General features: G+C 66.5%; 25 protein-coding genes and 4 tRNA genes. 11 read left to right on the top strand and 18 right to left on the bottom strand.

Annotated features, from left to right (window positions below; translation table 11 throughout):
* A complete protein-coding gene (gene csrA, locus K4043_RS17520; RefSeq protein WP_019183311.1) occupies window positions 1-204 on the top strand; it encodes a carbon storage regulator CsrA in 204 nt (67 codons plus the stop codon).
* Window positions 205-285: 81 nt separating this feature from the next.
* Window positions 286-378 (top strand) — tRNA-Ser (locus tag K4043_RS17515).
* 58 nt (window positions 379-436) lie between these two features.
* Here the strand turns inward: K4043_RS17515 and K4043_RS17510 are convergent.
* A complete protein-coding gene (locus K4043_RS17510) occupies window positions 437-814 on the bottom strand; it encodes a VOC family protein (protein ID WP_265310081.1) in 378 nt (125 codons plus the stop codon).
* A gap of 167 nt (window positions 815-981) precedes the next feature.
* Here K4043_RS17510 and K4043_RS17505 point away from each other — a divergent pair, with 167 nt between their 5' ends.
* From K4043_RS17505 to K4043_RS17495, 3 genes are all read left to right on the top strand, one after another.
* The gene (locus K4043_RS17505) at window positions 982-1,683 is read left to right on the top strand and encodes an ankyrin repeat domain-containing protein (RefSeq protein ID WP_321160156.1); all 702 of its coding nucleotides are present in this window, start codon (window positions 982-984) and stop codon (window positions 1,681-1,683) included.
* A gap of 113 nt (window positions 1,684-1,796) precedes the next feature.
* A complete protein-coding gene (locus K4043_RS17500) occupies window positions 1,797-2,945 on the top strand; it encodes an aldo/keto reductase (RefSeq protein ID WP_265310079.1) in 1,149 nt (382 codons plus the stop codon).
* 293 nt (window positions 2,946-3,238) lie between these two features.
* Window positions 3,239-5,377, top strand: coding sequence for a TonB-dependent siderophore receptor (locus tag K4043_RS17495; protein WP_265310174.1), 2,139 nt, complete (start codon window positions 3,239-3,241; stop codon window positions 5,375-5,377).
* 57 nt (window positions 5,378-5,434) lie between these two features.
* On the opposite strand, the gene K4043_RS17490 is transcribed toward K4043_RS17495, so the two are convergent.
* A complete protein-coding gene (locus K4043_RS17490; RefSeq protein WP_265310078.1) occupies window positions 5,435-6,136 on the bottom strand; it encodes a pirin family protein in 702 nt (233 codons plus the stop codon).
* Between the two features lie 140 nt (window positions 6,137-6,276).
* Here K4043_RS17490 and K4043_RS17485 point away from each other — a divergent pair, with 140 nt between their 5' ends.
* Both K4043_RS17485 and K4043_RS17480 read left to right on the top strand, forming a co-directional pair.
* The gene (locus K4043_RS17485) at window positions 6,277-7,203 is read left to right on the top strand and encodes a LysR family transcriptional regulator (RefSeq protein WP_265310077.1); all 927 of its coding nucleotides are present in this window, start codon (window positions 6,277-6,279) and stop codon (window positions 7,201-7,203) included.
* Window positions 7,204-7,326: 123 nt separating this feature from the next.
* Entirely contained in the window at window positions 7,327-8,472 is a 1,146-nt protein-coding gene (locus K4043_RS17480; protein ID WP_265310076.1) for an alpha/beta hydrolase, read from the top strand.
* A gap of 144 nt (window positions 8,473-8,616) precedes the next feature.
* Here the strand turns inward: K4043_RS17480 and K4043_RS17475 are convergent.
* The 10 genes from K4043_RS17475 to K4043_RS17430 all read right to left on the bottom strand — a co-directional run bounded on the left by K4043_RS17475 (window position 8,617) and on the right by K4043_RS17430 (window position 14,537).
* Window positions 8,617-8,693 (bottom strand) — tRNA-Arg (locus K4043_RS17475).
* A gap of 82 nt (window positions 8,694-8,775) precedes the next feature.
* A tRNA-Arg gene (locus K4043_RS17470) sits at window positions 8,776-8,852 on the bottom strand.
* A gap of 54 nt (window positions 8,853-8,906) precedes the next feature.
* A tRNA-Arg gene (locus K4043_RS17465) sits at window positions 8,907-8,983 on the bottom strand.
* Between the two features lie 62 nt (window positions 8,984-9,045).
* A complete protein-coding gene (locus K4043_RS17460) occupies window positions 9,046-9,885 on the bottom strand; it encodes an alpha/beta fold hydrolase (RefSeq protein ID WP_265310075.1) in 840 nt (279 codons plus the stop codon).
* Entirely contained in the window at window positions 9,882-10,691 is an 810-nt protein-coding gene (gene thiD, locus K4043_RS17455) for a bifunctional hydroxymethylpyrimidine kinase/phosphomethylpyrimidine kinase (protein WP_265310074.1), read from the bottom strand. Before thiD ends, K4043_RS17460 begins: the two co-directional genes overlap by 4 nt.
* 43 nt (window positions 10,692-10,734) lie before the next feature.
* Window positions 10,735-11,406 (bottom strand): YoaK family protein, encoded by a 672-nt coding sequence (locus K4043_RS17450; protein ID WP_123728928.1) that lies wholly within the window; start codon window positions 11,404-11,406, stop codon window positions 10,735-10,737.
* 30 nt (window positions 11,407-11,436) lie between these two features.
* Entirely contained in the window at window positions 11,437-11,916 is a 480-nt protein-coding gene (locus K4043_RS17445) for a hypothetical protein (protein WP_265310173.1), read from the bottom strand.
* Between the two features lie 23 nt (window positions 11,917-11,939).
* Window positions 11,940-13,337 (bottom strand): PhoH family protein, encoded by a 1,398-nt coding sequence (locus K4043_RS17440; RefSeq protein WP_265310073.1) that lies wholly within the window; start codon window positions 13,335-13,337, stop codon window positions 11,940-11,942.
* Window positions 13,338-13,418: 81 nt separating this feature from the next.
* Window positions 13,419-13,898: a peroxiredoxin gene (locus K4043_RS17435; protein ID WP_265310072.1), complete on the bottom strand. Its 480-nt coding sequence runs from the start codon at window positions 13,896-13,898 to the stop codon at window positions 13,419-13,421.
* A gap of 78 nt (window positions 13,899-13,976) precedes the next feature.
* Complete coding sequence (locus K4043_RS17430; RefSeq protein WP_019183297.1) at window positions 13,977-14,537, bottom strand: glycine cleavage system protein R; 561 nt, start codon at window positions 14,535-14,537, stop codon at window positions 13,977-13,979.
* Window positions 14,538-14,701: 164 nt separating this feature from the next.
* On the opposite strand from K4043_RS17430, the gene dapA reads away from it, so the two are divergent.
* Together dapA and K4043_RS17420 are read left to right on the top strand one after the other, a co-directional pair.
* Window positions 14,702-15,595: a 4-hydroxy-tetrahydrodipicolinate synthase gene (gene dapA / locus K4043_RS17425; RefSeq protein ID WP_123729709.1), complete on the top strand. Its 894-nt coding sequence runs from the start codon at window positions 14,702-14,704 to the stop codon at window positions 15,593-15,595.
* A 26-nt stretch (window positions 15,596-15,621) separates the two neighbouring features.
* Window positions 15,622-16,149, top strand: a complete 528-nt coding sequence (locus K4043_RS17420; RefSeq protein ID WP_123728931.1) for a hypothetical protein — start codon at window positions 15,622-15,624, stop codon at window positions 16,147-16,149.
* A gap of 184 nt (window positions 16,150-16,333) precedes the next feature.
* On the opposite strand, the gene fdxA is transcribed toward K4043_RS17420, so the two are convergent.
* The 6 genes from fdxA to K4043_RS17390 form a co-directional block, all read right to left on the bottom strand.
* On the bottom strand, window positions 16,334-16,657 hold the full coding sequence (gene fdxA, locus K4043_RS17415; RefSeq protein ID WP_123728932.1) for a ferredoxin FdxA: 324 nt from the start codon (window positions 16,655-16,657) through the stop codon (window positions 16,334-16,336).
* Window positions 16,658-16,723: 66 nt separating this feature from the next.
* On the bottom strand, window positions 16,724-17,602 hold the full coding sequence (locus K4043_RS17410; protein ID WP_265310071.1) for a 2-dehydro-3-deoxygalactonokinase: 879 nt from the start codon (window positions 17,600-17,602) through the stop codon (window positions 16,724-16,726).
* Complete coding sequence (locus K4043_RS17405) at window positions 17,599-18,504, bottom strand: SMP-30/gluconolactonase/LRE family protein (protein WP_265310070.1); 906 nt, start codon at window positions 18,502-18,504, stop codon at window positions 17,599-17,601. Before K4043_RS17405 ends, K4043_RS17410 begins: the two co-directional genes overlap by 4 nt.
* A gap of 6 nt (window positions 18,505-18,510) precedes the next feature.
* Window positions 18,511-19,659: a galactonate dehydratase gene (gene dgoD / locus K4043_RS17400; RefSeq protein WP_123728935.1), complete on the bottom strand. Its 1,149-nt coding sequence runs from the start codon at window positions 19,657-19,659 to the stop codon at window positions 18,511-18,513.
* Window positions 19,656-20,276, bottom strand: a complete 621-nt coding sequence (locus tag K4043_RS17395) for a 2-dehydro-3-deoxy-6-phosphogalactonate aldolase (RefSeq protein ID WP_265310069.1) — start codon at window positions 20,274-20,276, stop codon at window positions 19,656-19,658. Before K4043_RS17395 ends, dgoD begins: the two co-directional genes overlap by 4 nt.
* A gap of 2 nt (window positions 20,277-20,278) precedes the next feature.
* Window positions 20,279-21,028 carry an SDR family oxidoreductase gene (locus tag K4043_RS17390; protein WP_265310068.1) on the bottom strand — a complete coding sequence of 250 codons (750 nt, stop codon included), beginning with the start codon at window positions 21,026-21,028 and terminating at the stop codon, window positions 20,279-20,281.
* A 240-nt stretch (window positions 21,029-21,268) separates the two neighbouring features.
* Between K4043_RS17390 and K4043_RS17385 the strand changes: the two genes are divergently transcribed.
* Both K4043_RS17385 and K4043_RS17380 read left to right on the top strand, forming a co-directional pair.
* Complete coding sequence (locus K4043_RS17385) at window positions 21,269-22,231, top strand: LysR substrate-binding domain-containing protein (RefSeq protein WP_259260318.1); 963 nt, start codon at window positions 21,269-21,271, stop codon at window positions 22,229-22,231.
* Window positions 22,232-22,579: 348 nt separating this feature from the next.
* Window positions 22,580-25,186 (top strand): TonB-dependent receptor, encoded by a 2,607-nt coding sequence (locus K4043_RS17380; RefSeq protein WP_265310172.1) that lies wholly within the window; start codon window positions 22,580-22,582, stop codon window positions 25,184-25,186.
* Window positions 25,187-25,203 lie beyond the last annotated feature (17 nt).

Genomic DNA, 25,203 nt, shown 5'->3' with positions numbered 1-25,203 from the left:
ATGTTGATCCTGACTCGCCGTGTAGGCGAAACCCTGATGATCGGTGACTCGGTCAGCGTGACCGTGCTCGGCGTCAAGGGCAACCAGGTGCGTATCGGTATCACCGCTCCGAAGGACGTGGCCGTGCACCGCGAAGAGATTTACCAGCGGATCCAGCGCGGTGATGAGCCGAATGCATCCGGAAGTGAAAATTCTTCGGATTAAGGCTTTACCTGAGGGCGCGGAAAACGTTATTATTCGCGCCCCCGCTGAGATGATTCATCGCAGCGGCGGACCAAGAACACTGGAGCGGTGCCCGAGTGGCTGAAGGGGCTCCCCTGCTAAGGGAGTATAGGGCTTAAAACTCTATCGAGGGTTCGAATCCCTCCCGCTCCGCCAGTTGTAGAAAAGGCCTTCGTACGCAAGTACGGAGGCCTTTTTCTTTGTGCGATCCGGGTCAAACGACCGACTTGCACACCGCTTCGATCCGATGCCCATCCGGATCGATCAGGAAGGCCGCGTAGTAGTGATCGCCATAGTCCTCGCGCAGCCCCGGCGCCCCGTTGCAGGTGCCGGCAACCGCCAGTGCGTTGCGATGGAACGCGTCCACGGCCTGGCGCGAGGGTGCGCCGAACGCCAGGTGGAATCCCGCGCCCGGCGGCGACGCATCGGCCCGCAGTTTCAGGCACAGCAGATCCTCGTCCTCGACATAGCCATAGCCGATGGCCTCGTCGTCTTCGAAGACGCGACGCATGCCCAGCGCGCCGAGCGCGGCATCGTGGAAGGCGGCGGCACGCGCAAGATCGCGCACGCCCAAGGAAATGTGATGCAGCATGGTGAGGTGCGTCCGTGTCGAATGTCGCGCGCAGCGTCGCATGAAACAGGCGGGCGGCGCGCCGGCCGACGCATTCGGATGGCGCATGCAGTCGATCCCCAATCTTCATTGGTGCCGACGCGGCGGCTCGGCTACGGTCGTTGTCCAGCGGCGTCCCACCGGGCGCCATCCGTGTAAGGAGCAGGAACATGTCGATGGGACGGAGGTCACTGCGTGGCTGGGTGGTCTTGAGCATGCTGATGGGCATGGTCATGCCGGTCAGTGCGGCGTCGTTGGATGAGCGCCTGCATCGTGCGGCGGAAAAGGGCGATGCCAGCGCGGTGCGCACGCTGCTGGGGCAGGGTGCACAGGTGGATGCGCGCGGCGCGGCGAAGGCGACCCCGTTGCTGGTCGCGACCCACCGCAACCACGTAGAGGCCGCGCTTGCGCTGATCCAGGCCGGTGCCGACGTCAATGCCAAGGATGCGATCCAGGACAGCCCCTACCTCTATGCCGGTGCCCGCGGGCATCTCGAGATCCTGCGCGCGACGCTGGCTGCCGGTGCGGACCTGAAGAGCACCAACCGCTACGGTGGCACCGCACTCATTCCAGCGGCCGAACGCGGTCACGTGGAGACCGTGGCGACACTCATCGCAGCCGGTGTCGATGTGGATCACGTCAACAACCTGCAATGGACCGCGCTGTTGGAGGCGATCATCCTGGCCGATGGTGGCCCACGACATGTGGAGATCGTCCGTCAGCTCCTCGCGGCCGGGGCCGACGTGACCCTGCCTGACGGCGAAGGCGTCACCCCGCTGCAGCATGCACGCCAGCGCGGTTACCGCGAGATCGAGACGCTGCTTCTCGCCGCAGGCGCTGGGCAGGGCTGAGCAGCCGCAGGGTGGGAAAGGGCAATGTTGCCGCCGCCTTGACGCGCCACAGGCATGCTCTGCACCGCCCCTCTGAGAAGGTGTGCGCTTCCCCCGCAGAAACAGGAGTCGCCGTGAACACACGTCGCCACTTCCTCTCCGTTGCCGCCGCCGGTACCGCCGCGTTCGCCGCCTCGCCGTTGATGGCGCAGTCGGCTGGGCCGGGCAGTGTCCTGCCCACCCGCGGCCAGGCCTCGGCGAAGCCCTTGCCGGGCAACCCCGCACGGCAGGGCAGGCGCTATCGTCCGCAGACCCGTCTGGGCTTGGGCGGTGTCGCGATCGGCAATGGTTTCGCGGCCGCGACCGATGCGCAGAGCGAAGCCACCCTCGCCGCCGCCTATGCGGCCGGGGTGCGCTGTTTCGATACGTCGCCGTGGTACGGGCTTGGCCTGAGCGAGCGCCGTTACGGCCACCATCTGCACAACCATCCCGCGCGTGAGTACACGCTGTCGACCAAGGTTGGTCGCCTCCTGACGGCCACCGCCGGTGAGCTGCAGGACGTGATGTGGAAGGACCCGTCGCCGTTCCACTACCGCTACGACTACTCTGCCGACGGCACGCGGCGGTCGGTGGAGGACAGCCTCAACCGGCTCGGCGTATCGCAGTTGGACGTGGTGTTCATCCATGATCTGTCACCGGACAACGAAAAAGACCTCGGGATGCCGTGGGAGCAGCGCTTCGCCGAGGCCGCAAAGGGCGCGATGCCGGCGCTGACACGCATGCGTGAGGAGGGGCTTATCAAAGCCTGGGGGTTTGGCGTCAATCGACCCGAGCCGGCGCTGCGTGCGGTGGCCGAGTCCGACCCGGACATCTTCCTGCTGGCCTGCCAGTACTCGCTGCTGGATCACGAGCAGGCCTTGCATGACACCTTCCCGAAGATCGCCGCGCATGGCGCGTCGGTGGTGGTCGGGTCGCCGCTGTTGGCGGGCTACCTGGCCGGGCGGGACCGGTATCTCTATGACGGCAAGGTGCCGTCCTGGGCGCCGGAAAAGCGCGCCAGGGTGCAGGCCATCTGCGATCGCCATGGTGTGGACCTGCGCACGGCGGCGCTGCAGTTCGCCGATGCACCCGAGGTGGTATCGGCGGTCATTCCGGGCGCGCGCACGCCCGAACAGGTCCTGGCCAACGTCGCGTCGATGTCGGTGGCGGTGCCGGGGGCCTTCTGGGCCGAGCTCAAGCAGGAGAAGCTGATTGCCTCGGATGCGCCGGTGCCCCGTGGTTGATCCGGTCGGTGGACCGGCGGATCACCTGACCTGATCGCCCCCGGCCAATGACCCTGCGGCGCCCCGGCTGCAGCCGGAGCGTCGCCTGTCTGCAGGGCTCTCCACCCGGTCGCCTGCCGCGGTAGTCTTTCGCTATAGCCCAGGATGCGGCATCATGCCGCCCATTCGTTCCCTCCAGCCGCCGCCAGAGGAGTCCCTTCCTGCCTGGAGGCATTGCCGTGTCCGTCGTTCCGTTCCGTGTAGCCCCGATCCATTCGGGTCGCCGTCGTGCTGTTCCCGCGTTCTCCCCATTGATGCAGGCGATGGCCTGCGTGCTCGGCCTTGCGCTGTCCGCCTCGGCGGTGCAGGCCGAAGAGGCGCCGGCGGGTGACGCACCTGCCAAGGACGGCGCACAGACCCTGCAGACCGTGCAGGTCACCGCCAACCAGCTCGGCACCGTGACCGAAGGCAGTGATTCCTATACGCCCGGCACGATCGCCACGGCCACCCGCCTGGTGCTCAGCCCGCGCCAGACCCCCCAGTCGATCAGCGTGATCACCCGGCAGGAAATGAACGACTTCGGGCTCAACGGTATCGATGACGTCATGAAGGTCACGCCCGGCGTGAGCATCGTCACTTACGACAGCGAGCGCACCGAGTACTACGCGCGCGGCTTCGCGGTGCAGAACTTCCAGTACGACGGCATCCCGATGGCGCGCGATTCGGCGTACTCGGCCGGCAATACGCTCAGTGACATGGCCATCTACGATCGCGTGGAAGTGCTCAAGGGCGCCACCGGGCTGCTGACCGGCATGGGCGACCCGGGCGCGACCATCAACCTGGTGCGCAAGAAGCCTACCCGGGAGCTGGCCGGCAGCGCCACGCCGGGTGTCGGTTCGTGGGACAGCTATCGCGCCGAAGTCGATGTCGGCGGGCCGTTGACTGAGAGTGGCCGCGTGCGCGGCCGCGTGGTCGGCGCCTACCAGGACAAGCATTCCAATGTCGACCACTACCAGCGCAGCAATGGGGTGTTCTACGGCATTCTGGAAGCCGACCTCGGCGAGAGCACGCTGCTGACCGTCGGTGCCGATTATCAGGACAGCGATCCGGAAGGCTCCAGCTGGGGCGGTATTCCCCTGCTGGACAGTGCAGGCAACTTCAACGACATGCCGCGCTCGTTCAACAACGGCGCGCGCTGGAGCCGCTGGGGCCAGTACGCCCGCACCGGCTTCGCCACGCTGGAGCACACCTTCGCCAATGACTGGGTCGCCAAGCTGCAGCTCAACCACCAGGTCAACGGCTATGACGCCTCGCTGGGCGCGGCGGCCGGTGGCAATCCGGATCCGGTGACCGGTGAGGGCGTGAGCATGTGGCTGGGCCAGTACATCGGCAAGACCACCAGCAACGCGGCCGATCTGTACGTCAGCGGCAAGTTCGAGTGGTTCGGCCGCCAGCATGAACTGGTGGTCGGTGGCAGCGTGTCGCGCAAACGCTGGGTCAACAACGGCTACTCGCCGCAGCCGGGCTACGTGAGTGACGTCGCCAACTACTACGCCTGGACCGGCGATGTGCCCGAGCCGGACTGGCAGTGGGGCTACGGTGACAACCAGGTCACGCGCGAAAGCGGTGCCTACGTGGTGGGCCGTTTCGACCTGGCCGATCCGCTCAAGCTGATCGTCGGCAGCCGCATCGCCAACTATACATCTCCGGATACCGACGAGAGCGGTGTGGTCGTGCCCTACGCCGGCCTGGTGTACGACCTCAACCGCAATGTCTCGGTGTTCGCCAGCTACAGCACCATCTTCAAGCCGCAGGGCAACCAGGACGAACAGGGCCGGGTGCTGGATCCGTTGGAAGGGCGCAGCTACGAAGCGGGCCTGAAGGCGGAGTTCTACGACGGTCGCCTCAACGCCAGCGCGGCGGTGTTCCAGCTGGAACAGGACAACTACGCGCAGCCGACCGGCGGCAGGACACCGAGCGGCGGGATCGCCTATGAAGGCCTGATGGGGGTGCGTACCAAGGGCTATGAGCTGGAGGTATCCGGCCAGCTTGCGCCGGGCTGGCAGATCCAGGGTGGCTACGCGCACAAGATCGCGCGGCAGCAGTCCACCAAGGTCTCCACGCTGGAACCGGAAGATCAGTTCAGCGTGCACACCAGCTACCGCCTCACCGGTGCGGCTGACGGCTGGAGCGTCGGCGGCGGCGCGCGCTGGCAGGGCAGCACGTTCGGCACCATCACCAATCCGGCCACTGGCGGAAGCCAGCTCCACCGCACCGAGCCCTACTGGCTGCTCGATGCCATGGCGCGTTACCAGTTCAACGATCAGCTGTCGGCAACGCTCAACGTCAACAACCTGCTGGACAAGCACTACTACACGATCTTCAGCTGGTACAGCACCTACACCTGGGGCGAGCCGCGCAACGTGCGGCTGACGCTGAACTACCGGTTCTGATCCACGCAACGAACGACACCCCGGGCAACCGGGGTGTCTGCGTTTGAGGTCGGGGGGTTATAGCGCCAGCTCGAACACGATGACTTCCGCGTCGTTGGCGTTTTCCAGCGTCAGCTGCGCCTCGTCACTGACCTGCAGCGCATCGCCGGTCTCCAGGGTGATGCCGTTGACCTGCAGCTGCCCGCGGGCCACCTGCACATAGGCGCCGCGGCGCGGGGCCAGCGGCAGGTGGACGCGGTCGTCACCGTCCAGGATCGTGGCGTAGATGTTCGCGTCCTGGTGGATCAACAGCGAGCCGTCACGGCCATCGCGCGAAGCGATCAGGCGCAGCTGGCCGCGCTTGGTCTCCGGGGCGAAGTGGGTTTCCTGATAGCTCGGGGTGATGTTCTCCTGATCGGGGAACAGCCAGATCTGCAGGAAGTGCACCGCCTCGTCGGCCGAGTGGTTGAACTCGCTGTGGCTGACGCCGCTGCCGGCGCTCATCCGCTGCACATCGCCGTAGCGCAGCACCGAACCGGTGCCCATCGAGTCCTTGTGCTCCAGCGCGCCGCCGAGCACGTAGGAGATGATCTCCATGTTGCTGTGGCTGTGCGTGCCGAAACCCTGGCCGCCCTGCACGCGGTCTTCGTTGATCACGCGCAGCGGTCCGAAGCTGGTATAGCGCGGGTCGTAGTAATTGGCGAAGGAGAAGGTGTGCATGGAGTTCAGCCAGCCATGGTCGGCCTTGCCACGGGTGTTGCTCTTGCGGATCTGCAGCATGGTGAATCTCCTCGGTGTTCGATGGTTTCGATGGCGGTCCGGGCGGTCGCTGCCGTTCCCTTTCCTGTTGCGGCCAGTATCCGCTTGCTCCGGCCCGTTGAAAAACGGATAGTTTCGCAAGCCATCATCGAAAAATTCGAATGCTCAAGCTCAGCCTCGACGCCCTGCAGATCCTGGATGCCATCGACCGCCGCGGTTCGTTCGCCGCGGCCGGCAAGGCCCTGCACAAGGTGCCCTCGACCATCTCCTATACCGTCTCCAAGCTGGAAGAGGACCTGGGCGTGCAGCTGTTCGATCGGGTGGGCCCGCGCGCGCACCTGACCCCGGCCGGGGAAGCGTTGCTGGAGGAGGGGCGCCATCTGCTGCGGGCGGCGCGGGAGCTGGAGATGCGGGTGCGGCGGGTGGCGTCCGGCTGGGAGGCCGAGCTGACCGTGGCGGTCGACTCGATGTTCGTGCCGGCGCTGCTGGCCGAGGACGTGCGCGCCTTCAATGCAGTGGCCGAACAGACCCGGATGCGGCTGATCAGTGAATCGCTGTCCGGCACCTGGGAGGCACTGCTCGACCGGCGCGCGGACCTGCTGGTCGGCGCGGCGGGCGAGGGCCCCAGTGGCGGGGGCTATGTGGTCGAGCCGATGGGTGTGGTGCGTTTCGTGTTCGCGGTGGCGCCCTCGCATCCGCTGGCGGCCGCGTCCGAGCCGCTGGGCCGTGAGCAGCTGGCCACCCACTGCGCGATCGCCGTGGCCGATTCGGCCCGGCGGATGCTGCCGCGCACGGTCGGGCTGCTGATGGGGCAGGAGACCGTGACCGTGCCGGACATGGTCAGCAAGTTCCGCCTCCAATGTGCCGGGCTCGGTTTCGGTTTCCTGCCCGAGCCGTACGTGCAGCAGGCGGTGCGCGATGGCCGGCTGGTGATCAAGCAGGTCGAGGAGCCCAAACCGGACGAGACGTTCTGGCTGGCCTGGCGCACTGGCGAGGAGGGGGCCGCGCTGAGATGGTGGCGTGAGCGCATGCAGCGGCCGGAGGTACTGGCGGGCTGGTGGCCGACGATGGAAGGCTGGCTGGGCTAGCCAGCCGCTGGGGCCAACCTGAATCCTGGCCTCGCTGTCATCGGATGGTCATACGGATGCGATAGAGCGGGGCGGAGCGGATCGGTAACCTGCCCGACTCGATTGGTTTTTCCGACTCTGCCCATGAAGCGCTTGCTGCTGTTGCTGCTGGCCGGGGCTGGCCTGTGGCTGGCTGCCTGCTCCTCCTTGACCTCCACCGCCGCCTCGACCTCGTTGAGTGATCGGCTGATCGCGCCCGGTGGTGTGTCCACCCTGCTGGACATGCCGCGCATCGCCGAAGCGGTGGACAGCGTCCCCAACCGGCATGGGCGGGTGACCGGCCGCGCGGGCGTGCCGATCTTCTGGCGGGCCTTCGACCCGGGCCAGTACGGGGTGCGCTACCACTACCTGCCCCAGCACCATGACAACGGCGAGCCGCTGCGCACCGGCATGGCGCTGGACCTGCCGCATCCCTTCCAGCCACAGGCGCCGCGCGGCACGGTGGTGCTGTTGCACGGCTGGATGATGAACGGTGATGCGATGCTGCCGTGGTCGCTGCAATTGGCGCAGTCGGGCTACCGCGTGGTCACCATCGACCTGCGCAACCATGGCCATTCCGGCGCCGGCCCGTCCGGCTACGGCACGTTCGAATCGGATGATGTGGTCGATGTCATCGCTGCGCTGAGGGGACGCGGGGAGGTGGTCGGGCCGCTGTATCTGTTCGGCGTTTCCTACGGCGCAGCCACCGCGCTGTTCGCCGCCGACAAGCTCGGCGACCAGGTCACCGGCGTGGTGGCGATGGAATCCTTCGCCAATGCCGGCGATGCGATCCGCAGCATGATCCCGCACCTGATGTCGCTGCAGCCGACGGCGTGGAAGGCGCAGGCCATGGCCGCCTATGGGCGCTGGCGCTACGGCGGGCAGGATATCGACCAGGTGATCGCCGCCGCCAGTCAGCGTCTGGATCTGGACCTGGATCGCGTCGACGTCACCCGCGCGCTGGCCGACAGCCGTACCTGCGTACTGCTGCTGCATGGCCAGGATGATCAGCATGTGCCGGTCGGGCAGGGCCGTCGTCTGGCTGCCGCCAGCCCGCGCGTGCATTACATCGAAATGCGTGGCGAAGACCACATCACCCTGCCGCTGCGCGTGGATCTGCTGGGCGGCGTGGTGGATGACTGGTTGGCCCATGACGCCCATGCCGGTGGCGACTGCCCGGCGCCGGAACTGCCGGGCGAAGCCGACCTGGTGGCGATGCAGGCAGCCCAGGCCCACGCACCGCAGGGATGACCTCCCGGTAGTGCCGGCCGCTGGCCGGCGCCACGCGATCGTCCAGCATCCATGAGAGCCGGCCAGCGGCCGGCACTGCCTGGTGGCAGCTGGCGCCAACGCAAAAAAAAACAGCAACCGGGGTTGCTGTCTTCGTCGATGCAATGGTGCGCCCGGAGAGATTCGAACTCCCGACCGCCTGGTTCGTAGCCAGGTACTCTATCCAACTGAGCTACGGGCGCATTTGCATTGTCTGGTTGTGTGTCCTGCCGCGCGTGTCGCCACGTTCGACGGGAAGGCAAGCAGGCTTGCCGTTCGATGTAATGGTGCGCCCGGAGAGATTCGAACTCCCGACCGCCTGGTTCGTAGCCAGGTACTCTATCCAACTGAGCTACGGGCGCATTTACATCGAATTTTCATTACTGATACCGACGGCGAAATCGATACCCTGTTGATGGTGCGCCCGGAGAGATTCGAACTCCCGACCGCCTGGTTCGTAGCCAGGTACTCTATCCAACTGAGCTACGGGCGCGTCAACAGGAGCGGAATTATGCGGATCGGCGCCGCATTCGTCAACGGTTTTTGTGAAGGTCTTCATTCAAATGAACGAAGAAGCTGCTCCACCACGGCTTCCGGCGTTTTCATCCAGGCGAAGTGATCGGCACGCGCACCCAGCATCTGCGCACTGACTACGCTGAGCTGCGCACGCATGCCCGGCATCTTGGCCAGCAGGCCCTGCATCGAGCCCGTCGGTGCCAACCAGTCGTGGTCCATCACCACGGCGGTCGCCTGGCCGCGTAGTTCGCGCATCCCGGCCTCCAGATCGGTCGCCATGCCAGCGGCCGCGTAGTGGTTGTTGAGGCCAACGCGCGACCAGTCGCGGATCAACCCGCGCGCCTCGGTGCCACCGAAGCCAAGCTTCCTGCCGTGCAGGACCCCTTGGCGCTGGGCCAGCCAGGGCAGGAAGCGATACACCAGCGGCAGGATCCAGCCACGCGGGGCCGGGAAGGTGCGCCAGTACGGCGTGCCACTGGCGACCAGCCACACGCGGGCGAAGCGCTGCGGATGCAGCCCGGCGAAGCAGCAGGCCAGCTGACCGCCGAGACTGTGGCCGCCGATGATCACGGGTGTTTCAACGTTTGCGGGCACGTTTGCCAGGCTCGCCGGCAGGTCCTGCTCAAGGATGTCGCGGTAGCCCCAGTCCTGCGTGCGCGACGGGCGCAGGCTGCTGCTGCCGTTGCCACGCCACTCGTGCAGGTACACCGCGATGCCGCGCGCAGCGAGCGCCTCGGCGAAGGGCAGGTAATGGCGCGCGGCCACGCCCAGCGCCGGCAGCCACAGCAGACGTGCGCGCGGCTGCGTGGGCACGCGCGCCAGCAGTTCGACGCGATGGCCATCGCCGGTCTGCACGGGCAGGGGCGAGGCGTCGATCATGCCGGGCGTGCCGCGCCGAAGTGGTCGATCACCAGTACTTCGCTGCGGCCCGGGTAATAACCGCTCTGCAGGCCGCGCGCGACGTAGTCGATGGCCGCTTCGCAGGCATTGGGCAGTGACAGCCCCTGGCACAGCTGTGCAGCGATCGCCGAGGCCAGCGTGCAGCCGGTGCCGTGCGCATCCACTGGCAGCCGGGTATGGATGAACTCTTCGCGGGTGACGCCGTCGAAGTAGCGATCGATCACGCGGCTGCCTTCGTCCAGATGGCCGCCCTTGAGCAGCACCGCGCCGGCGCCCAGTTCAAGCAACGCGTCGGCGGCATCTTCGGCATCCTCGGCGGTGATGATGCGGCGGCCGAGCAGCAGTTCGGCTTCGGGTGTGTTGGGCGTCAGCAGCGTGGCCAGCGGGATCAGGCGCGTGCGCATCGCCTCCAGTGCGCTGGCTTCGAGCAGCCTGGCGCCGCTGGTGGCGACCATCACCGGATCCAGCACCACGTGCGGTGGGCGGTGCTTTTCCAGCGCGTCGGCGACCAGGCCGATCACCTCGGCATTGGCCAGCATGCCCAGCTTCACCGCATGGATATCGAAATCGGCGAAGCAGGCATCGATCTGCGCCTGCAGGAAGGCCAGCGGCGGCACGTGTACGGCGGTAACGCCGCGGGTGTTCTGTGCGGTCAGGGCGGCGATCGCGGACAGGCCATGCACGCGATGGGCGGCGAAGGCCTTCAGGTCGGCCTGGATGCCGGCGCCACCGCCGGAATCGGAGCCGGCGATGGTCAGGGCGGAAACGGGGCTGGAGGGCGTCATAGCCCGATTGTGCAATGTTTGCCGCGGCAGTGCTGCCGCGCCGTCAGCGCGCCCGCAGCAGCAGCCACTGCCGGTACAGCACGTAGCCCAGCCCGGTGCCGCCGGTCAGCAGCGCGGGGGCGAGCAGGGCGTCGTAGCCGAAGCGCAGGAACAGCAGGGCGCCGATCACGCCGCCAGCCAGGAAGCCGCTGACGATCAAGCCGCTCAGGGTCAGCCGTCGGATCGGCAGTGGCAGCCCGCGCAGCAGATGGCCCAGCCCGATCCCCAGGTCGGTGAACATGCCGCTGAGGTGGGTGGTGCGCACCACTGCGCCACTGAAGGTGGTGGCCATTGCGTTCTGCAGGCCGCAGGCCATCGCCGCGGCCAGTGCGCCCCATATCTGCTGCTGTTTGAACAGCGGAATCGCGATCAGCAGCAACAGCGATTCCAGCGCCAGCACCACACCATAGCGACGGCCCAGCTGCAGGCCGCTGTCCTGGATGATCACGCCGCTGAGCGTGGCGCCCACGCAGAACGCGATCAGCAGGCCCCACAGGTGACCGACCACGCGCCAGTCGCGCTGGGCCAGGGCCATCCCGAGCTGGCTGGTGGTGCCGGTCATGTGGCTGACCGCCTGGTGTTCGAAGCCCAGGAAGCCGACCACGTTGACCATCCCGGCGACGCAGGACAGGGCGATCGCCCCGATCCAGACCCAGGTGGGCAGCCGGATGCTCATCCGGCGTGCGTAGGGGTGGTCACGGCACGATCAACGACCCGCGGGCGGGCCGTTGAACTGCACATCCGAAAAACTGCCGCTGCCCGGATCGAACACCGCGCCCCAGAACTGCGCGCCCCCATCGCAGACCCGGATCGCATCACGCGCTGGATCGATGTCGGCATCGTCAGGCAGATGGAAGGCGTTGAGGTAGATCAGCTTGCGCGCGTTCATCTCGATGCCGACGTACTGGCGATCGAAATCGGCGGCCTTTGGCACCTGCGCCTCCAGCGTCGGCAAGGCTGCTTCGAGCTGCTCGACATCCTTGCGGCTGGGCGCCCAGTAACCGGTGACCCGTCCGGCCTCGCGGCCGGGACTGTCGCGCGAGCAGGTATCCAGCACCTGGGCGGCGACGATCGGTCGCGTCACCACCCAGGACTGGCCGGTCTTGATTGCGGTCGGGACGCTGGCGCCCGGACGCGTGTTGGCGGGCGTGCAGGCCGCCGCCAGCGCAGCAAGCGCCAGCGGCAGGACGGCACGGGACAGGGAACGGCTCACAACACCTCCGAAGCGTAATCGGCCAGGCGCGAACGCTCGCCACGGCGCAGCGTGACGTGCGCGCTGTGCGGCCAGTTCTTGAAACGGTCCACCGCGTAGGTCAGGCCCGAGGTGGTCTCGGTGAGGTATGGAGTATCGATCTGTTCGACGTTGCCAAGGCAGATGATCTTGGTGCCCGGGCCGGCACGGGTGATCAGGGTTTTCATCTGCTTGGGGGTGAGATTCTGCGCTTCATCCAGGATCAGATAACGCGACAGGAAGGTGCGGCCACGCATGAAGTTCAGCGAGCGGATCTTGATCCGGCTGGCGATCAGGTCGTTGGTGGCTGCACGCCCCCATGCGCCGCCTTCCTGGGTATGCGTGAGCACTTCCAGGTTGTCGGTCAGCGCGCCCATCCACGGGGTCATCTTTTCTTCTTCGGTACCGGGCAGGAAACCGATGTCCTCGCCGACGCTGACCGTCGCACGGGTCATGATGATCTCGCGGTAGCGCTGCTGGTCCATGGTCTGGGCCAGGCCGGCGGCCAGCGCGAGCAGCGTCTTGCCGGTGCCGGCGGTGCCGAGCAGGGTGACGAAATCGATCTCCGGGTCCATCAACGCATTGAGCGCGAAGTTCTGCTCCCGGTTGCGCGCGCTGATGCCCCACACCGCGTGGCTGCCGTGGCGGAAATCGTTGACCAGCGACAGGGTGATCTTGTCGCCGTCCACCTTGGCCACGCGCAGTTCGACTTCATCGTCGCCCGGCAGGTAGGCGTACTGGTTGGGGTGCCAGTTCTCGTCTTCGCTGGCGATGATTTCGTAACTGGTGCGGCCCTTGTCGCTCCAGCTGCGCAGGCTGTCGGTGTGCTTCTTCCAGAAGTCTTCCGGCAGCTCGGTGGCGCCGGTGTAGAGCAGGCTGAAATCGTCCAGCGCGCGGTCGTTCTCGTAATCCTCGGAAACGATGCCGGCAATCGCCGCCTTGATCCGCAGATTGATGTCCTTGGACACGAACACCACCGGAATCTCGGGCACCTGTTCCTTCAGCGCCAGGATCGCGCCGAGGATGGCGTTGTCCGGAATCACCGCGCCGAAGCTCTTGCCCGCATCGAAGTGACTGGTCTGGAAACGCAGCAGGCCCACGCTCTGCTTGCCACGCAGCTGCAGCCCGTTCGGGCGCTGCAGCGGGATGCCATCGGCCAGGTTGTCCAGGCCCGAGGCCTGCACCAGCTCATTGAGGAAACGGCTGACCTGGCGCGCATTGCGGCTCGCCTCGGTGGTGCCCTTCTTGCCGTTGTCCAGCTCTTCGATCACCTGCATCGGCAGGTAGACATCATGCTCCTCGAACTTGAACAGCGCGGTCGGATCGTGCATCAGCACGTTGGTATCCAGTACGTAGATGCGCTTGCCTCGGGTCATCGTCAATTCCTGGTGGCAGAACAGGGACAAGCCATCACAACCTGCGGGGCAGGGTGATGGCCATTGGGGGTGCCGGGTTGATCACTGGGTTTTCGCGGCCTTCAGGGCTTCAAGGACAGTGTCTGCGTGGCCGGCCACTTTGACCTTGCGCCACACCTGCACGATACGACTGTCCGGCGAAATGAGGAAGGTGCTGCGCTCGATGCCACGCACCTGCTTGCCGTACATGTTCTTCAGCTTGATCACGTCGAAGGCGGTGCACAGCGCTTCATCGCCATCGCTGATCAGCGGGAAGGCGAAGCCCTGCTTGGCGCAGAAATTGTCGTGGGATTTGACCGAATCGCGGGAGACGCCGAAGACGCGGGCGCCGGCCTGGGTGAACTGCGGGAGCAGCGCGTTGAAATCGATGCCCTCGGTGGTGCAGCCCGGGGTGCTGTCCTTGGGGTAGAAGTACAGCACCAGCCACTGGCCGGCCAGATCGCCGAGGGTGGTGGTCTCGCCGCCGGACAACGCCAGCGGCAGTGCGAGGGTGGTGCTGTCCAGGGTGTCGCCGTCGTTCATGGGTTCCTTTCCGGATCCTGGGGTAGATCTACTACAACTGCATGAAACCCCGCGCGCCCGTGACGAACGCGCGAAACATCAGAATTTCATCGGGTCCATGATCGCATCGAGGTTCAGGTGATCGCAGAACTCGAGGAAATCATCGCGCAGCGCGGCAATGTGCATGTTCGCCGGCACCCCGATCGTCACCTGCGCGGAGAACATTTCCGCACCGGTCTGCATCGCGCGGTAACGCGTGCTCTGCAGGTTTTCGATGGTGATGCCCTGGCGGTCGAAGAAATCGGCCAGCTGGAACAGGATCCCCGGCTTGTCGGCCGCGATCACTTCCACGATGTAGGGCAGCAGGTTGGACTGGGCCTGCTTGGCTCCGGTGCGATACCAGACCAGCTTCAGGCCTTCCTCGCGCTCCAGCCGGGTCAGCATCGCTTCCAGCTTGGCCACCGAGTCCCACGAGCCGGTGGCCAGGGCGGTGACGGACACGTCGCGACCGACCGTGGCCAGGCGGGCATCGACCAGATTGCAGCCACTGTCGGCGATACGCCGGGTCACAGGCAGCAGGGGGGACTCCGGATGCGTCGTATAGGCGTTGATCAGGAGGTGGTTTTCGGTCGGCGCAGGCCGCGGCGTGGTGTCGGTCAAGATGGTTCCGGGTGATGCAAGGTGAGTCTGAACGGCCGGACGACGGCACGTTCGCCGGAGTCCAGCATACTTGCCCGCGCTTTCGACCCGCAAGTAACATGCAACATACATCTGGCCGGCGTTTACGCAGGCGGGGTGCCCCCTTTCTTCCGAGCACGATGTCCTTGTCCCTTTCCGGTCTCATCACCGCGCTGGCGACGCCCTTCCAGGCGAACGGCGCATTGGATCCCGACGGTTGGCAGCGCCTGCTGCACCTGCAACTGGAGGGTGGTGTTCACGGGGTGGTGGTGGCCGGTTCGACCGGTGAAGCCGCGGCCCTGTCCGACGACGAATACGACCAGTTGCTGCGCAGTGCGGTCAAAACCGTCGCCGGGCGCATCCCGGTGCTGGCCGGGACCGGGCTGTCGGGGACGGCCAAAACCATCGAGCAGACCCGCCGGGCGGCCGCCAATGGCGCCACCCATGCGCTGGTGGTGACCCCGCCGTACGTGCGCCCCACGCAGGCTGGCCTGATCGCGCATTACCGCGCCGTGGCCGACCAGGGCGGCCTGCCGGTCATCCTGTACAACGTGCCCGGCCGCACCGGCTGCGACATGCTGCCCGAGACCGTGGCCGAACTGGCCCGGCACCCGAACATCGTGGGCATCAAGGAGGCGGTCGGCGATGTGGGCCGCGTCAATGCCCTGCTGGCGCTGCGTTCGCCGGACTTCGCCATCCTCAGCGGTGACGACGGTACGGCCGCGCGCTCGATCCTGTCCGGCGTGGATGGCCTGATCTCGGTGGGCTCCAACGCCCTGCCGGGCGCGTATCGCCGGATGTGCGATCTGGCGGCGGCCGGTGAGCGCGAGGCGACCGAGGCGTGGGATGCCCGCCTGGAACCGTTCCATGAATTCTGCGGCGTGGAGTCCAATCCGATTCCGGTGAAGGACCTGCTGCGCCGGATCGGCATTGGTGACGGCCTGCGCCTGCCGCTGCTGCCCTTGTCCGCGGCCCATCACGCCGCTGCCGAACACCTGGCCACCGATATCGGTGCGCTGGAAGCACTATCCAACCACTGATCACAGTGGTCACTCAGGAGATTCCCATGCGTCAATCCGTTTCCGCCTTCCGCGTGCTGTCCTTCGCGATCCTGGCCACCGCCACCCTCGTCGGCACCACCGGTTGCTTCAAGCGTGGGGCCAAGGGCGACTATGCCCTGGCCCCGGAAGTGCGTCCGCTGGAAGTGCCGCCGGATCTGAACGTCCCGGCTGGCCAGGCCGCTGCCACCGCCGCCGTCGCCAGTTCGACCTTGGCGTCGCAGGCCGCGCGTCCGGCCCCGGCCGCGAATCCGGCCGCCGCCAACAACGCCGGCTTCACCGTGCCGGGCACCAAGGAAGAGGTGTTCGCCAAGGTCGGCACCGCCCTGGAGACCGTTGACGGCGTGAAGATCGCCAGCAAGGCCCAGCTGCTGGGTTCCTACGACGTGGCCTTCGAAGGCAGCGACTTCCTGGTCCGCGTCGTTGCGGTCGATGCCGGTGCGTACGTCTCGGCCGTGGATCCGCGTGGCATGCCGGCCACCGCCGCCGCCCCGACCAAGCTGCTGGGTGAGCTGAAGGCGAAGCTGGCTCCCTGAAGCGCCAGCGGTAAGGCCCGGCCGCTGGCCGGGCAGGCACGCACAGCATGCCGTCCAGGTGCGACCTGGATGGCGTTGGAGCGGGCAGCAGCCGGCCAGCGGCCGGCACTACCGAAGCTGCGGGTCAGAGAAGCAAAAAGGGCGCCCTCGGCGCCCTTTTTCGTTGCCGCCAGAGCCCGTGGGCTCAGCGTTCCAGAAGCTTCAGTTTGTCCGGCTTGCCGTCCCATTCGCCGGCATCGGCGGGCGGGTCCTTGCGCACGGTCAGCACCGGCCAGGCCTGGGCCAGCTCGGCGTTCAGGGCGACGAACGCTTCCTGCCCGGCGGGCACATCGTCTTCGGGGAAGATCGCGTTGACCGGGCACTCCGGTTCGCACAGGGTGCAATCGATGCACTCATCCGGGTCGATCACCAGGAAGTTGGGGCCTTCGTGGAAGCAATCCACGGGGCACACTTCCACGCAATCGGTGTGTTTGCACTTGATGCAGTTTTCGGTGACGACGAAAGGCATGGGGAAATCCGGCGTTAAGCCGCGTAATTCTAGAACAGGTTGTGCCTGAATGCTGGAGCGGTGCGCTCAGTCGAGCAGGCCGCGCTGCCGCGCAAGGCGGTACAGGCCCCGTGCTGCAAGGTTTTCAGGGGCATTCACCGGGGTGATGCCGAGCAGCTGCAGGGCGTGGCCATAGCGCGCCGTCAGCGCGGCACTGCCCACCAGGTGGACCTTGGCGCTGGCATCGGCGAGCGCACGGATTTCATGGCCGAGCAGCACCCCGGAGAGGTAAGAAGGCGCTGCGAGGGCGGACAACCGTTCAAACAGGCCCAGCGCCCGCACGCCGAACAGGTGGTGCAGCAGGCCGCCGGCCTCGCCGCTGCGCTGCACGCCCTGCGCGAAGGCGGTGGCGTCGAAGCTGTCGCCGTCGTCCATCAGGCGGCCAAGCAGGCTGTGCTGGCGCAGCAGGGCGAACAGCTCGCCGGTCATGGCGGTCGCAAAACCGGTGATCGCTCCATCGTGCAGCATTGCCCACTTGCAGTGGGTACCGGGTAGGCAGGCCTGCGCCACGCCGGCACCGGCGTCCAGACCGAACAACTGCGTCTCTTCGCCGCGCATCACATCCGGCGTCCCCCCAGCACCTTGGACGGCCACGCCCGGCACGAACCAGATATCGCGGCCGGGCAGCCGTTCGTCGTGATGCAGGTGCAGGGCCGCAGCGAGATCGGCGAGTCTGGCCGGGCAGGGCAGGTAGGCCTGCTCGATCCAACCGCTGCGGCTGCCGATCATGCCGCTGAGCAGGATCGTACGGTCCGGCCAGCCATCCATCAGCTCGGCCAGCACGTCGGCGAAGTTGTCCTCGCAGTGCAGGATGCCGCGCCCGCTGGCGCGTTGCTCGATGATCGCGCCGGCATCATCCAGCCAATAGCCGCGCAGGCTGCTGCTGCCCCAGTCGACCGCGATCATCCGCGGATACGGCTCTCGGGCAGGCCAGGCTGCGCCTGGCGTGCGCTGAACAGGCTGCCGGCGTGCGTGCTCGCAGCGAGTTCCTCCGGCGTATGGTCCAGCCGTGAGCTGATGACATACAGCGTGCGCAGATCGCTCCCGCCAAAGGCGACGCAGGTGGGGTGTTTGACCGGGACCGGCTGGACCTGCAGCAGCGTGCCATCGGGTGCATAGCAGCTCACCTGGCGTGCGCGCCATTGCGCGTTCCACACGCGTCCGGCGGCATCCACGGCCGAGCCATCCGGTTCGGCGGCGGTATTGGCCAGCGCAGTGAATTCGCGCACGTTGGTGGTGCGGGCCTGCTCGGGGTCGTAGTCGCAGGCCATGATCCGCGGCGATACCGAGTCGCACCAGTACATCGTGCGGCCATCGAGGCTGAAGCTGATCGCGTTGGAAATGACGATGCCCGGCAGCGGCAACTCGCGCAGGCCGTGGCGGGTGGAGTACTGGTAGAAGCGGCCATCGGCAGCGCGTCCGGGGTGCTCGTTCATGGTGCCGAACACGAAGTTGCCGTCGCGGTCGGCGCGGCCATCGTTGCTGCGCGTGTAGGCGTTGAGTGGGTCCACGTCGGCCAGCCACTGCAGCGGCAGCGCATCATCGGTGGCCGTGGCCAGATCGGCGCGGTGCAATGAACTCACCAGCGCCACCAGCAGCGTGCCATCCTCGAACAGGCCGATGCAGCCGGGCCGGTCCGGCAGCGTCCAATGCCGGGTGGTGCCACGCTCGGGGTGGTGTTCCCACAGCCGGCGTTCGGCGATGTCGATCCACAGCACGCTCTGCCGCTGTTCGCACCAAAGCACGCCTTCGCCATGGGTGCAGCGGCTGTCCACCGCCAGCGTGGCCGGGGCCAGTTCAACGCTCATCGCGGCTCACCACTCGGCAACGGAGCCATCGGCGTGGCGCCAGACAGGGTTGCGCCAGTCAGGCGGATTCTCATGGGCATGGCGCAGGCGCTCCTCGTCGATTTCTACGCCCAGCCCGGGTTTGGGCAGGGCGGCGATGCTGCCATGGTCGCAGTGGAAGTCGTCCTTGTTCAACACGTAATCGAGCAGGTCGGCGCCCTGGTTGTAGTGGATGCCGATGCTCTGTTCCTGCAGCACCGCGTTGTGCGAGACGAAATCCAGCTGCAGGCAGGCGGCGAGTGCGACCGGGCCGAGCGGGCAGTGCGGTGCGAGCGCGACATCGTAGGCCTCGGCCATTGCGGCGATCTTGAGGCACTCGGTGAGACCCCCCGCGTGCGAGAGATCAGGCTGCAGCAGCGACAGCCCACCGTTGGCGAGCACCTGCTTGAATTCGAAGCGCGAGTACATGCGCTCACCGGCCGCCAGCGGAATCGAGGTGGCCGCGGCCAGGCGCGGGTAGTACTCGGCCTGTTCGGGCAGCACCGGTTCTTCCACGAACAACGGGCGGTACGGCTCCAGTTCCTTGAGCAGCACGCGCGCCATCGGGGCGCCGACCCGGCCGTGGAAGTCCACGCCGAAATCGATGCTGTCGCCGAATGCATCGCGCAGCGCGGCCACCTTGGCGATGGCGGCATCCACGCGGCGCGGGCTGTCCAGCAGCTGCATTTCTTCGGTGCCGTTGAACTTGAACGTATCAAAGCCGAGCTCGCGGTAGCGATGCACCTGCTCGACCAGATCGGCCGGGCGGTCGCCGCCGACCCAGCGGTAGGTCTTCATGCGGTCGCGCACCAGACCGCCGAGCAACTGGTACACCGGCACGCCGAGCGCTTTGCCCTTGATGTCCCACAGCGCCTGGTCGATCCCGGCGATGGCACTCATCAGGATCGCGCCGCCGCGGTAGAAGCTGCCGCGATACATCGTCTGCCACAGGTCGTTGATCCGGGTCGGGTCCTGCCCGATCAGATACTCCGACAGCTCATGCACGGCCGCGTCCACGGTGCGCGCGCGGCCCTCGATGACCGGCTCGCCCCAGCCGGTGATGCCCTCGTCGGTCTCGATCTTCAGGAACAGCCAGCGCGGTGCGGCGTGATAGGTAACCAGTCGGGTGATCTTCATCCGTGCGTAGTCCGGTAGGCCTGGAGGAACGCCTGGGCCTGCTCGCGGGTACGCTGCAGCGGCTGGGCGGGTTGATAGAGATCGCCCCCGATGCCGGCACCGACCGCACCGGCGGCGAGGTAGCTGGCGAGGGAATCCGGGGTCACGCCGCCGACCACGTACAATGGCAGCTCGCGCGGCAGCACCGAGCGCAGGGCGCGCACGTGGCCGGGACCGTAAGTGGCGGCTGGGAACAGCTTGAGCATCTGCGCGCCGGCGTCGATCGCATCGAACGCCTCGCTGGCGGTGGCGAACCCGGCCATCACCTGCAGGCCGCGATCCACCGCGTGGCGGATCAGTGCGGGCCGGGTGTTGGGGGTGACGATGAAGCGCGCACCGATCTGCACCAGCGCATCCACCTGCTGCTCGCGCAACACCGTACCGCCGCCGATCCAGGCGTGCGCACCGAAGGCCTGCTGCGCGCGGGCGATGCTGTCTTCCCAGCGCGGCGAGTTCAACGGGACTTCGATCGCATCGAAGCCGGTCTCCACCAGCGCGCCGACATGGGCGAGGGTGTCATCGGGGGTGATGCCGCGCAGGATCGCGACGAGGGGCAGTTGGAAGATCGGGGCGCTCATGATTACTCGTGGTAAAGCTGGGAACGGCCACCGTCGATCAGGATGTCGGTGGCATTGATGAAGCGGGCTTCGTCGCTGGCCAGGAACAGCGCGGTGTGCGCCACTTCGCTGGGCTCACCGATGCGCTTGCAGGGCAGCAGCTGCTCCTGCGCGTGGCGCGTGGCGGCCGGATCGGCGCTGTTGGCGAACCAGGCCTCGATGCGGGGTACCAGGATCAGCCCAGGTGAAATCGAGTTGACCCGGATGCCTTGCGCCGCGTACTCGATGCCGAGTGCTTTGCTCAGCCCGATCAGGCCGTGCTTGGCGACCGGGTAGGGGAAGGCATGCGGGATGATCCGGTGGCCATGCACCGAGGCGATGTTGACGATGGAACCGGCCTGCTGCGCCAGCATCGCCGGCAGCACCGCCCGGCACAGGTTCCAGGCACCCTTGAGGTTGAGATCCAGGCAGCGTTCCCACTGCGCGTCTTCCAGCTGCAGCGGGTCGGCGAAGACATCGGCGCCGGCGTTGTTGACCAGCACATCCACGCGGCCATGCTCGGCGCGTACCGTTTCCACGAGCGTGCGAATCGCCTCGGCATCGGTGATGTCGGCCAGGCGGTGGTCGATCCGCACGTCAGGCGCACGCGCCGGGTTCAGATCCAGCCCGATCACCCGGGCGCCATGCTCGGCGAACAGTGCGGCGGTGGCCGCGCCGATGCCGCTGGCCGCGCCGGTGACCAGCGCGATCTTGTCCTGCAGTCGTTTACTCATCGAACAGTGTGTCCAGGGACGGAGCCAACGGCAGACGGTACGACAAAGCGGATGCGGACAAAGCAGGCTCCAGAAATCGGCGGGCGCGGGGGGCGCTGGCGGGCTGGCAGCCGGGGCGGCGCAGCCATACGGTCAGGGTTGCGTGCGAAGGTATTCTTATCAAATGAAATTTTTCGGGATATCTATTCCCCCGGCGAATACCGTGATTCAATGCGGCGATCAACGCAGAACGGATGTGTGATGACGACCGCACCTGGCCCTTGGACAAATGCCTCCCGGCTCAAGACCCGGCATTTGATGTTGTTGTTGCACCTGCACGAACACGGCTCGGTGCTGCGTGCCGCCGAAGCCGCCGCCATGACCCAGCCGGCTGCCTCCAAATTGCTGGCGGAGATGGAGGACATGCTCGGGGTGAAGCTGTTCGAGCGGCACGCCCGCGGCGTGGAGCCGACCTGGTACGGGCAGGTGCTGATCCGGCGCGCGCGCTCGGCAATGTCGGAGATCGGCCGGGCGACCGAAGAAATCGCCGCGCTGCGCAGCGGGCATATGGGGCAGGTCTCGATCGGTACCGTGGTCAACCCGGGCACCAACCTGGTGCCGCAGGCGATCGCCGAGGTGAAGCGCGAGTTTCCGGACATCCTGATCCGGGTCGAGATGGACTACAGCCGGCCGCTGGTGGCGCGACTGCTGGATGGCCAGCTGGATCTGGTGATCGGCCGCATCCTGGGACCCGAGGGCGCTGCGGACCTCACCTTCGAAGCGCTGGCGGACGAGCCGCATTCGGTGATCGCCCGTGCCGGCCATCCGCTGGCCAGTCGTGACGACCTGCACTACGCCGATCTGGCCCGGCATGGCTGGATCCTGCCGCCGGCTGACAGCGTGCTGCGCGCGCGGCTGGATGCGCTGTTCCTGGAGCAGGGCCTGCCGATTCCGCAGAACATCATCGAGACCAGCTCGCTGCCGGTGATGACCAGCCTGCTGCGCGGCAGCGATCTGCTGGCCGCGTTGCCGGTGGAATCGGTGGCGCCCTACATCCAGGCCAAGCTGCTGACCGTGCTGCCGATCGATGTGGGCGTGCGCATGGAGTCGTTCGGGATCATCTACCGGCGCGGCCACGTGTTGCCGCCGGCCGCCGAGCGCATGCTGCTGGCCCTTCGAACGACCGCGCGCTGGCTGTATCCGGGGCTGCGCGGCAGCGGCTGAAGCGGGCCGGGCCACGGCTGGTATGGGTGGCGTGAATGGTATTCTCCGAAGGAATACATCCTGCCCAATATTTTATTGGCATGGAATGGCTGCCGCTGCCTAAGCTGCCCGCCAGCCGACCGGAAACGACCGGCCGCGTTGTACCCCGCCCCGGCATCCCGGTGGTGGGCATGACCTTACAACCTGATTGTTACAGGCGGCGCCGAACGGCGTCGTCCACCGTCAGCACATGTGTCCTGGGAGGGAAACATCATGTCAGTACGTTGTTGCCGTGGGGCGACAGGCGCATCCGTGCCTGCACGTACCCCCACCGCGTTGCGCCGCCGTGCGCTGGCGGTCTGTGTTTCGATGCTGGTCGCCGGGCAGGTGATGGCCCAGCAGAGCGATATCCAGGACACGAATGCCGCGACCCAGCTGGACACCGTCCAGGTGACGGGTACCCGCAGCAGCGTGACCCGTGCCCAGCAGATCAAACAGAATGCCGAGCAGATCGTCGATTCGATCGTGGCTGAGGACATCGGCAAACTGCCCGACAACAACGTCGCCGAAGCGCTGCAGCGCATCTCCGGTATCCAGATCACGCGCAACTACGGCGAAGGCAGCACCATCGCCATCCGTGGCCTGACCCAGGTGCGCACCGAGCTCAATGGGCGTGACATCTTCACCGCCAATGACGGCCGCGGGCTGAGCTTCGAAGACGTGTCGGCCGAACTGCTCGGTGGCGTCAACGTGTACAAGAATCCCTCGGCGGAGATGATCGAAGGTGGCCTCGGCGGCACCGTCGATCTGCGTACGCGCCTGCCGTTCGACTATGACGGCCGCAAGATCGCCGGCAGCCTGCAGTACAACCACTACGATCTGGCCGATGACAGCAAGCCGGCCTTCTCGGGCATGTTCAGCGACCGCTGGCAGACCGGTATCGGCGAGGTGGGCCTGCTGGTGAACTACTCGCAGCAGACCAGCCCATTCCGCCAGGACACGATTTCGCTGGAGCCGTGGTATTCGCAGACCGATCTGCCCGGTTTTGAAGGCACTGAGGTGTTCGTGCCGCACGGCGCCGGCATCAATACCACCGTGGGTGAGCGCAAGCGCCGCACCGGTGCGGTGGCGCTGCAGTGGCGCCCGCGCGACGACATCGAAGTGCAGGCGCAGGTGCTGCGCTCGGACTACGATTTCCGCTGGCAGGATTACTCGTTCTTCGCCTACAGCGGCGGCGACGCCATGCAGGGCGCGCGCGACATCGTGGTCAACGACCGCAACGAACTGGTCAGCGGCGTGTTCCAGAACACCCCGGCCGATTCCAACACCAGCCTGACCCAGCGCAAGTCGATCACCACCGACTACTCGTTGGGGGCCAAGTGGACGGTGACCCCGAACCTGACCTTGAGCACTGATTTCCAGTATGTGGATGCCACCACCAAGGGCACGCGCTACATCGTGGGCACCGGCATGAATGCCACGCCCTTCTACACGATCGACCTGAGTGGCGACCTGCCGTACCTGGCCGTGACCGATGCCGCAGGCAACCAGGGGTATCTGACCGATCCGGCCAACTACGTCGGCTGGAAATTCCATCTGGACAACAAGGACGACAACAAGGGCACCGAGTTCGCCTGGCGTTCGGACATGGATCTGGCGTTCGACGATGGCTTCGCCCGCAGCTTCAAGGCCGGCGTGCGTTACACCGATCGCAAGGCCGAGAACCAGGGCAACGTTTGGCGCTTCATGTGGCTCGGTGCGCCGTTCGCCGACTTCCCGAACGTGGGCCTGGTGCCGAACCCGATCACCGACTTCTTCCGCGGCAAGAGCTATACCTTCGGCCCCACCCTGAGTGCGGCCGACGCGGCGGTGGAGAACTACGAGCAGACCCTGGCGGCGTTCGGCGCCGATCCGCTGGAATTCTCGCCGAACAACATCAACAACCAGCGCGAGAAGACCTACGCAGCGTATGGCGTGCTGCGCTTCGGCGCGGACGATTGGGGTGTTCCGTTCGATGGCAACGTCGGCGTGCGCGTGGTGCGCACCGAGGTCACCTCCGACGGCGTGCGCACCGGCACCGACATCGAAGGTGGCGGCCTGCTGCCGGTGAATGTGGCGCAGTCCTATACCGACGTGCTGCCCAGCCTCAATCTGCGTTGGATGTTCACCGATCAGCTGCAGCTGCGCTTCGCCGCGTCCAAGGGCATCTCGCGCCCGGGCTTCGACAAGCTCAACCCGAACCTGAGCCTGAGCGCGGCCGATGCCGGTGGCGGTGTGACCCGGCGGACCGGTTCGGCGGGCAACCCCAACCTCAAGCCGATGGAAGCCACCCAGTTCGACACCTCGCTGGAATGGTACTTCGGCCAGGGCTCGATGATGTACGGCACCGCGTTCTACAAGAAGGTTGACGGCTTCATCGCCAACGCCGTGTTCAACGAGGTGTACGCCGGCGAGAACTGGGAGATCACCCGCCCGGTCAATGGCGATGACGGCAAGATCAAGGGCGTGGAAGTGGGCTACACCCAGTTCTTCGACTTCCTGCCGGGTTGGATGAGCCATTTCGGCCTGCAGACCAACTACACCTACGTCGATTCCAAGGCGCCCAGCCCGAACGCCACCGATACCAACGGCAGCCAGCTGGTGGTGCCGCTGGAGGGGCTGTCCAAGAACAGCTACAACGTCATCCTCAGCTACGAAGTGCCGCGGTTCCAGGCGCGTGTGGCCTACAACTGGCGCAGCGACTGGCTGATCACCACCGCCGGCAACGGGACCGGCAACCTGCCGGTCTACAACAAGGGCTTCGGCCAGCTGGATGCCTCGCTGCGGTTCAACATCAACGACGTGTGGTCGGTGTCGCTGGATGGCATGAACCTGCTCGATACCCGCAACGAGAGCTACCTGGGCTACACCACGCGCTACCGCGATTTCGTGATCAACGACCGTCGCTACGGCATCACCCTGCGCGCGAGCCTGTAACGCGCGTGATCGTCTGT

Origin of the sequence: Stenotrophomonas sp. SRS1, assembly GCF_026130205.1 — a bacterium.
Classification (GTDB): domain Bacteria; phylum Pseudomonadota; class Gammaproteobacteria; order Xanthomonadales; family Xanthomonadaceae; genus Stenotrophomonas; species Stenotrophomonas rhizophila_B.
Note: the sequence above shows the minus strand (reverse complement) of the source record. Positions and strands in the feature narration are given on the sequence as shown.

What these genes read in the sequence shown, in the direction of transcription:
- K4043_RS17490 (WP_265310078.1), bottom strand. Translation starts at nt 6,136, where the DNA reads ATGCTGCAGATCCGCAAGAGCAACACCCGTGGCAAGGCCGACCATGGC.
- K4043_RS17435 (WP_265310072.1), bottom strand. Translation starts at nt 13,898, where the DNA reads ATGAACGACGGCGACACCCTGGACAGCACCACCCTCGCACTGCCGCTG.
- K4043_RS17410 (WP_265310071.1), bottom strand. Translation starts at nt 17,602, where the DNA reads ATGATCGCGGTCGACTGGGGCAGCAGCAGCCTGCGCGGCTATTGGCTG.
- K4043_RS17405 (WP_265310070.1), bottom strand. Translation starts at nt 18,504, where the DNA reads ATGAGCGTTGAACTGGCCCCGGCCACGCTGGCGGTGGACAGCCGCTGC.
- K4043_RS17510 (WP_265310081.1), bottom strand. Translation starts at nt 814, where the DNA reads ATGCTGCATCACATTTCCTTGGGCGTGCGCGATCTTGCGCGTGCCGCC.
- thiD (WP_265310074.1), bottom strand. Translation starts at nt 10,691, where the DNA reads ATGACGCCCTCCAGCCCCGTTTCCGCCCTGACCATCGCCGGCTCCGAT.
- K4043_RS17395 (WP_265310069.1), bottom strand. Translation starts at nt 20,276, where the DNA reads ATGAGCGCCCCGATCTTCCAACTGCCCCTCGTCGCGATCCTGCGCGGC.
- K4043_RS17440 (WP_265310073.1), bottom strand. Translation starts at nt 13,337, where the DNA reads ATGACCCGAGGCAAGCGCATCTACGTACTGGATACCAACGTGCTGATG.
- fdxA (WP_123728932.1), bottom strand. Translation starts at nt 16,657, where the DNA reads ATGCCTTTCGTCGTCACCGAAAACTGCATCAAGTGCAAACACACCGAT.
- csrA (WP_019183311.1), top strand. Translation starts at nt 1, where the DNA reads ATGTTGATCCTGACTCGCCGTGTAGGCGAAACCCTGATGATCGGTGAC.
- K4043_RS17460 (WP_265310075.1), bottom strand. Translation starts at nt 9,885, where the DNA reads ATGATCGACGCCTCGCCCCTGCCCGTGCAGACCGGCGATGGCCATCGC.
- K4043_RS17390 (WP_265310068.1), bottom strand. Translation starts at nt 21,028, where the DNA reads ATGAGTAAACGACTGCAGGACAAGATCGCGCTGGTCACCGGCGCGGCC.
- K4043_RS17495 (WP_265310174.1), top strand. Translation starts at nt 3,239, where the DNA reads ATGCAGGCGATGGCCTGCGTGCTCGGCCTTGCGCTGTCCGCCTCGGCG.
- K4043_RS17485 (WP_265310077.1), top strand. Translation starts at nt 6,277, where the DNA reads ATGCTCAAGCTCAGCCTCGACGCCCTGCAGATCCTGGATGCCATCGAC.
- K4043_RS17385 (WP_259260318.1), top strand. Translation starts at nt 21,269, where the DNA reads ATGACGACCGCACCTGGCCCTTGGACAAATGCCTCCCGGCTCAAGACC.
- dgoD (WP_123728935.1), bottom strand. Translation starts at nt 19,659, where the DNA reads ATGAAGATCACCCGACTGGTTACCTATCACGCCGCACCGCGCTGGCTG.
- K4043_RS17380 (WP_265310172.1), top strand. Translation starts at nt 22,580, where the DNA reads ATGCTGGTCGCCGGGCAGGTGATGGCCCAGCAGAGCGATATCCAGGAC.
- K4043_RS17420 (WP_123728931.1), top strand. Translation starts at nt 15,622, where the DNA reads ATGCGTCAATCCGTTTCCGCCTTCCGCGTGCTGTCCTTCGCGATCCTG.
- K4043_RS17450 (WP_123728928.1), bottom strand. Translation starts at nt 11,406, where the DNA reads ATGAGCATCCGGCTGCCCACCTGGGTCTGGATCGGGGCGATCGCCCTG.
- K4043_RS17480 (WP_265310076.1), top strand. Translation starts at nt 7,327, where the DNA reads ATGAAGCGCTTGCTGCTGTTGCTGCTGGCCGGGGCTGGCCTGTGGCTG.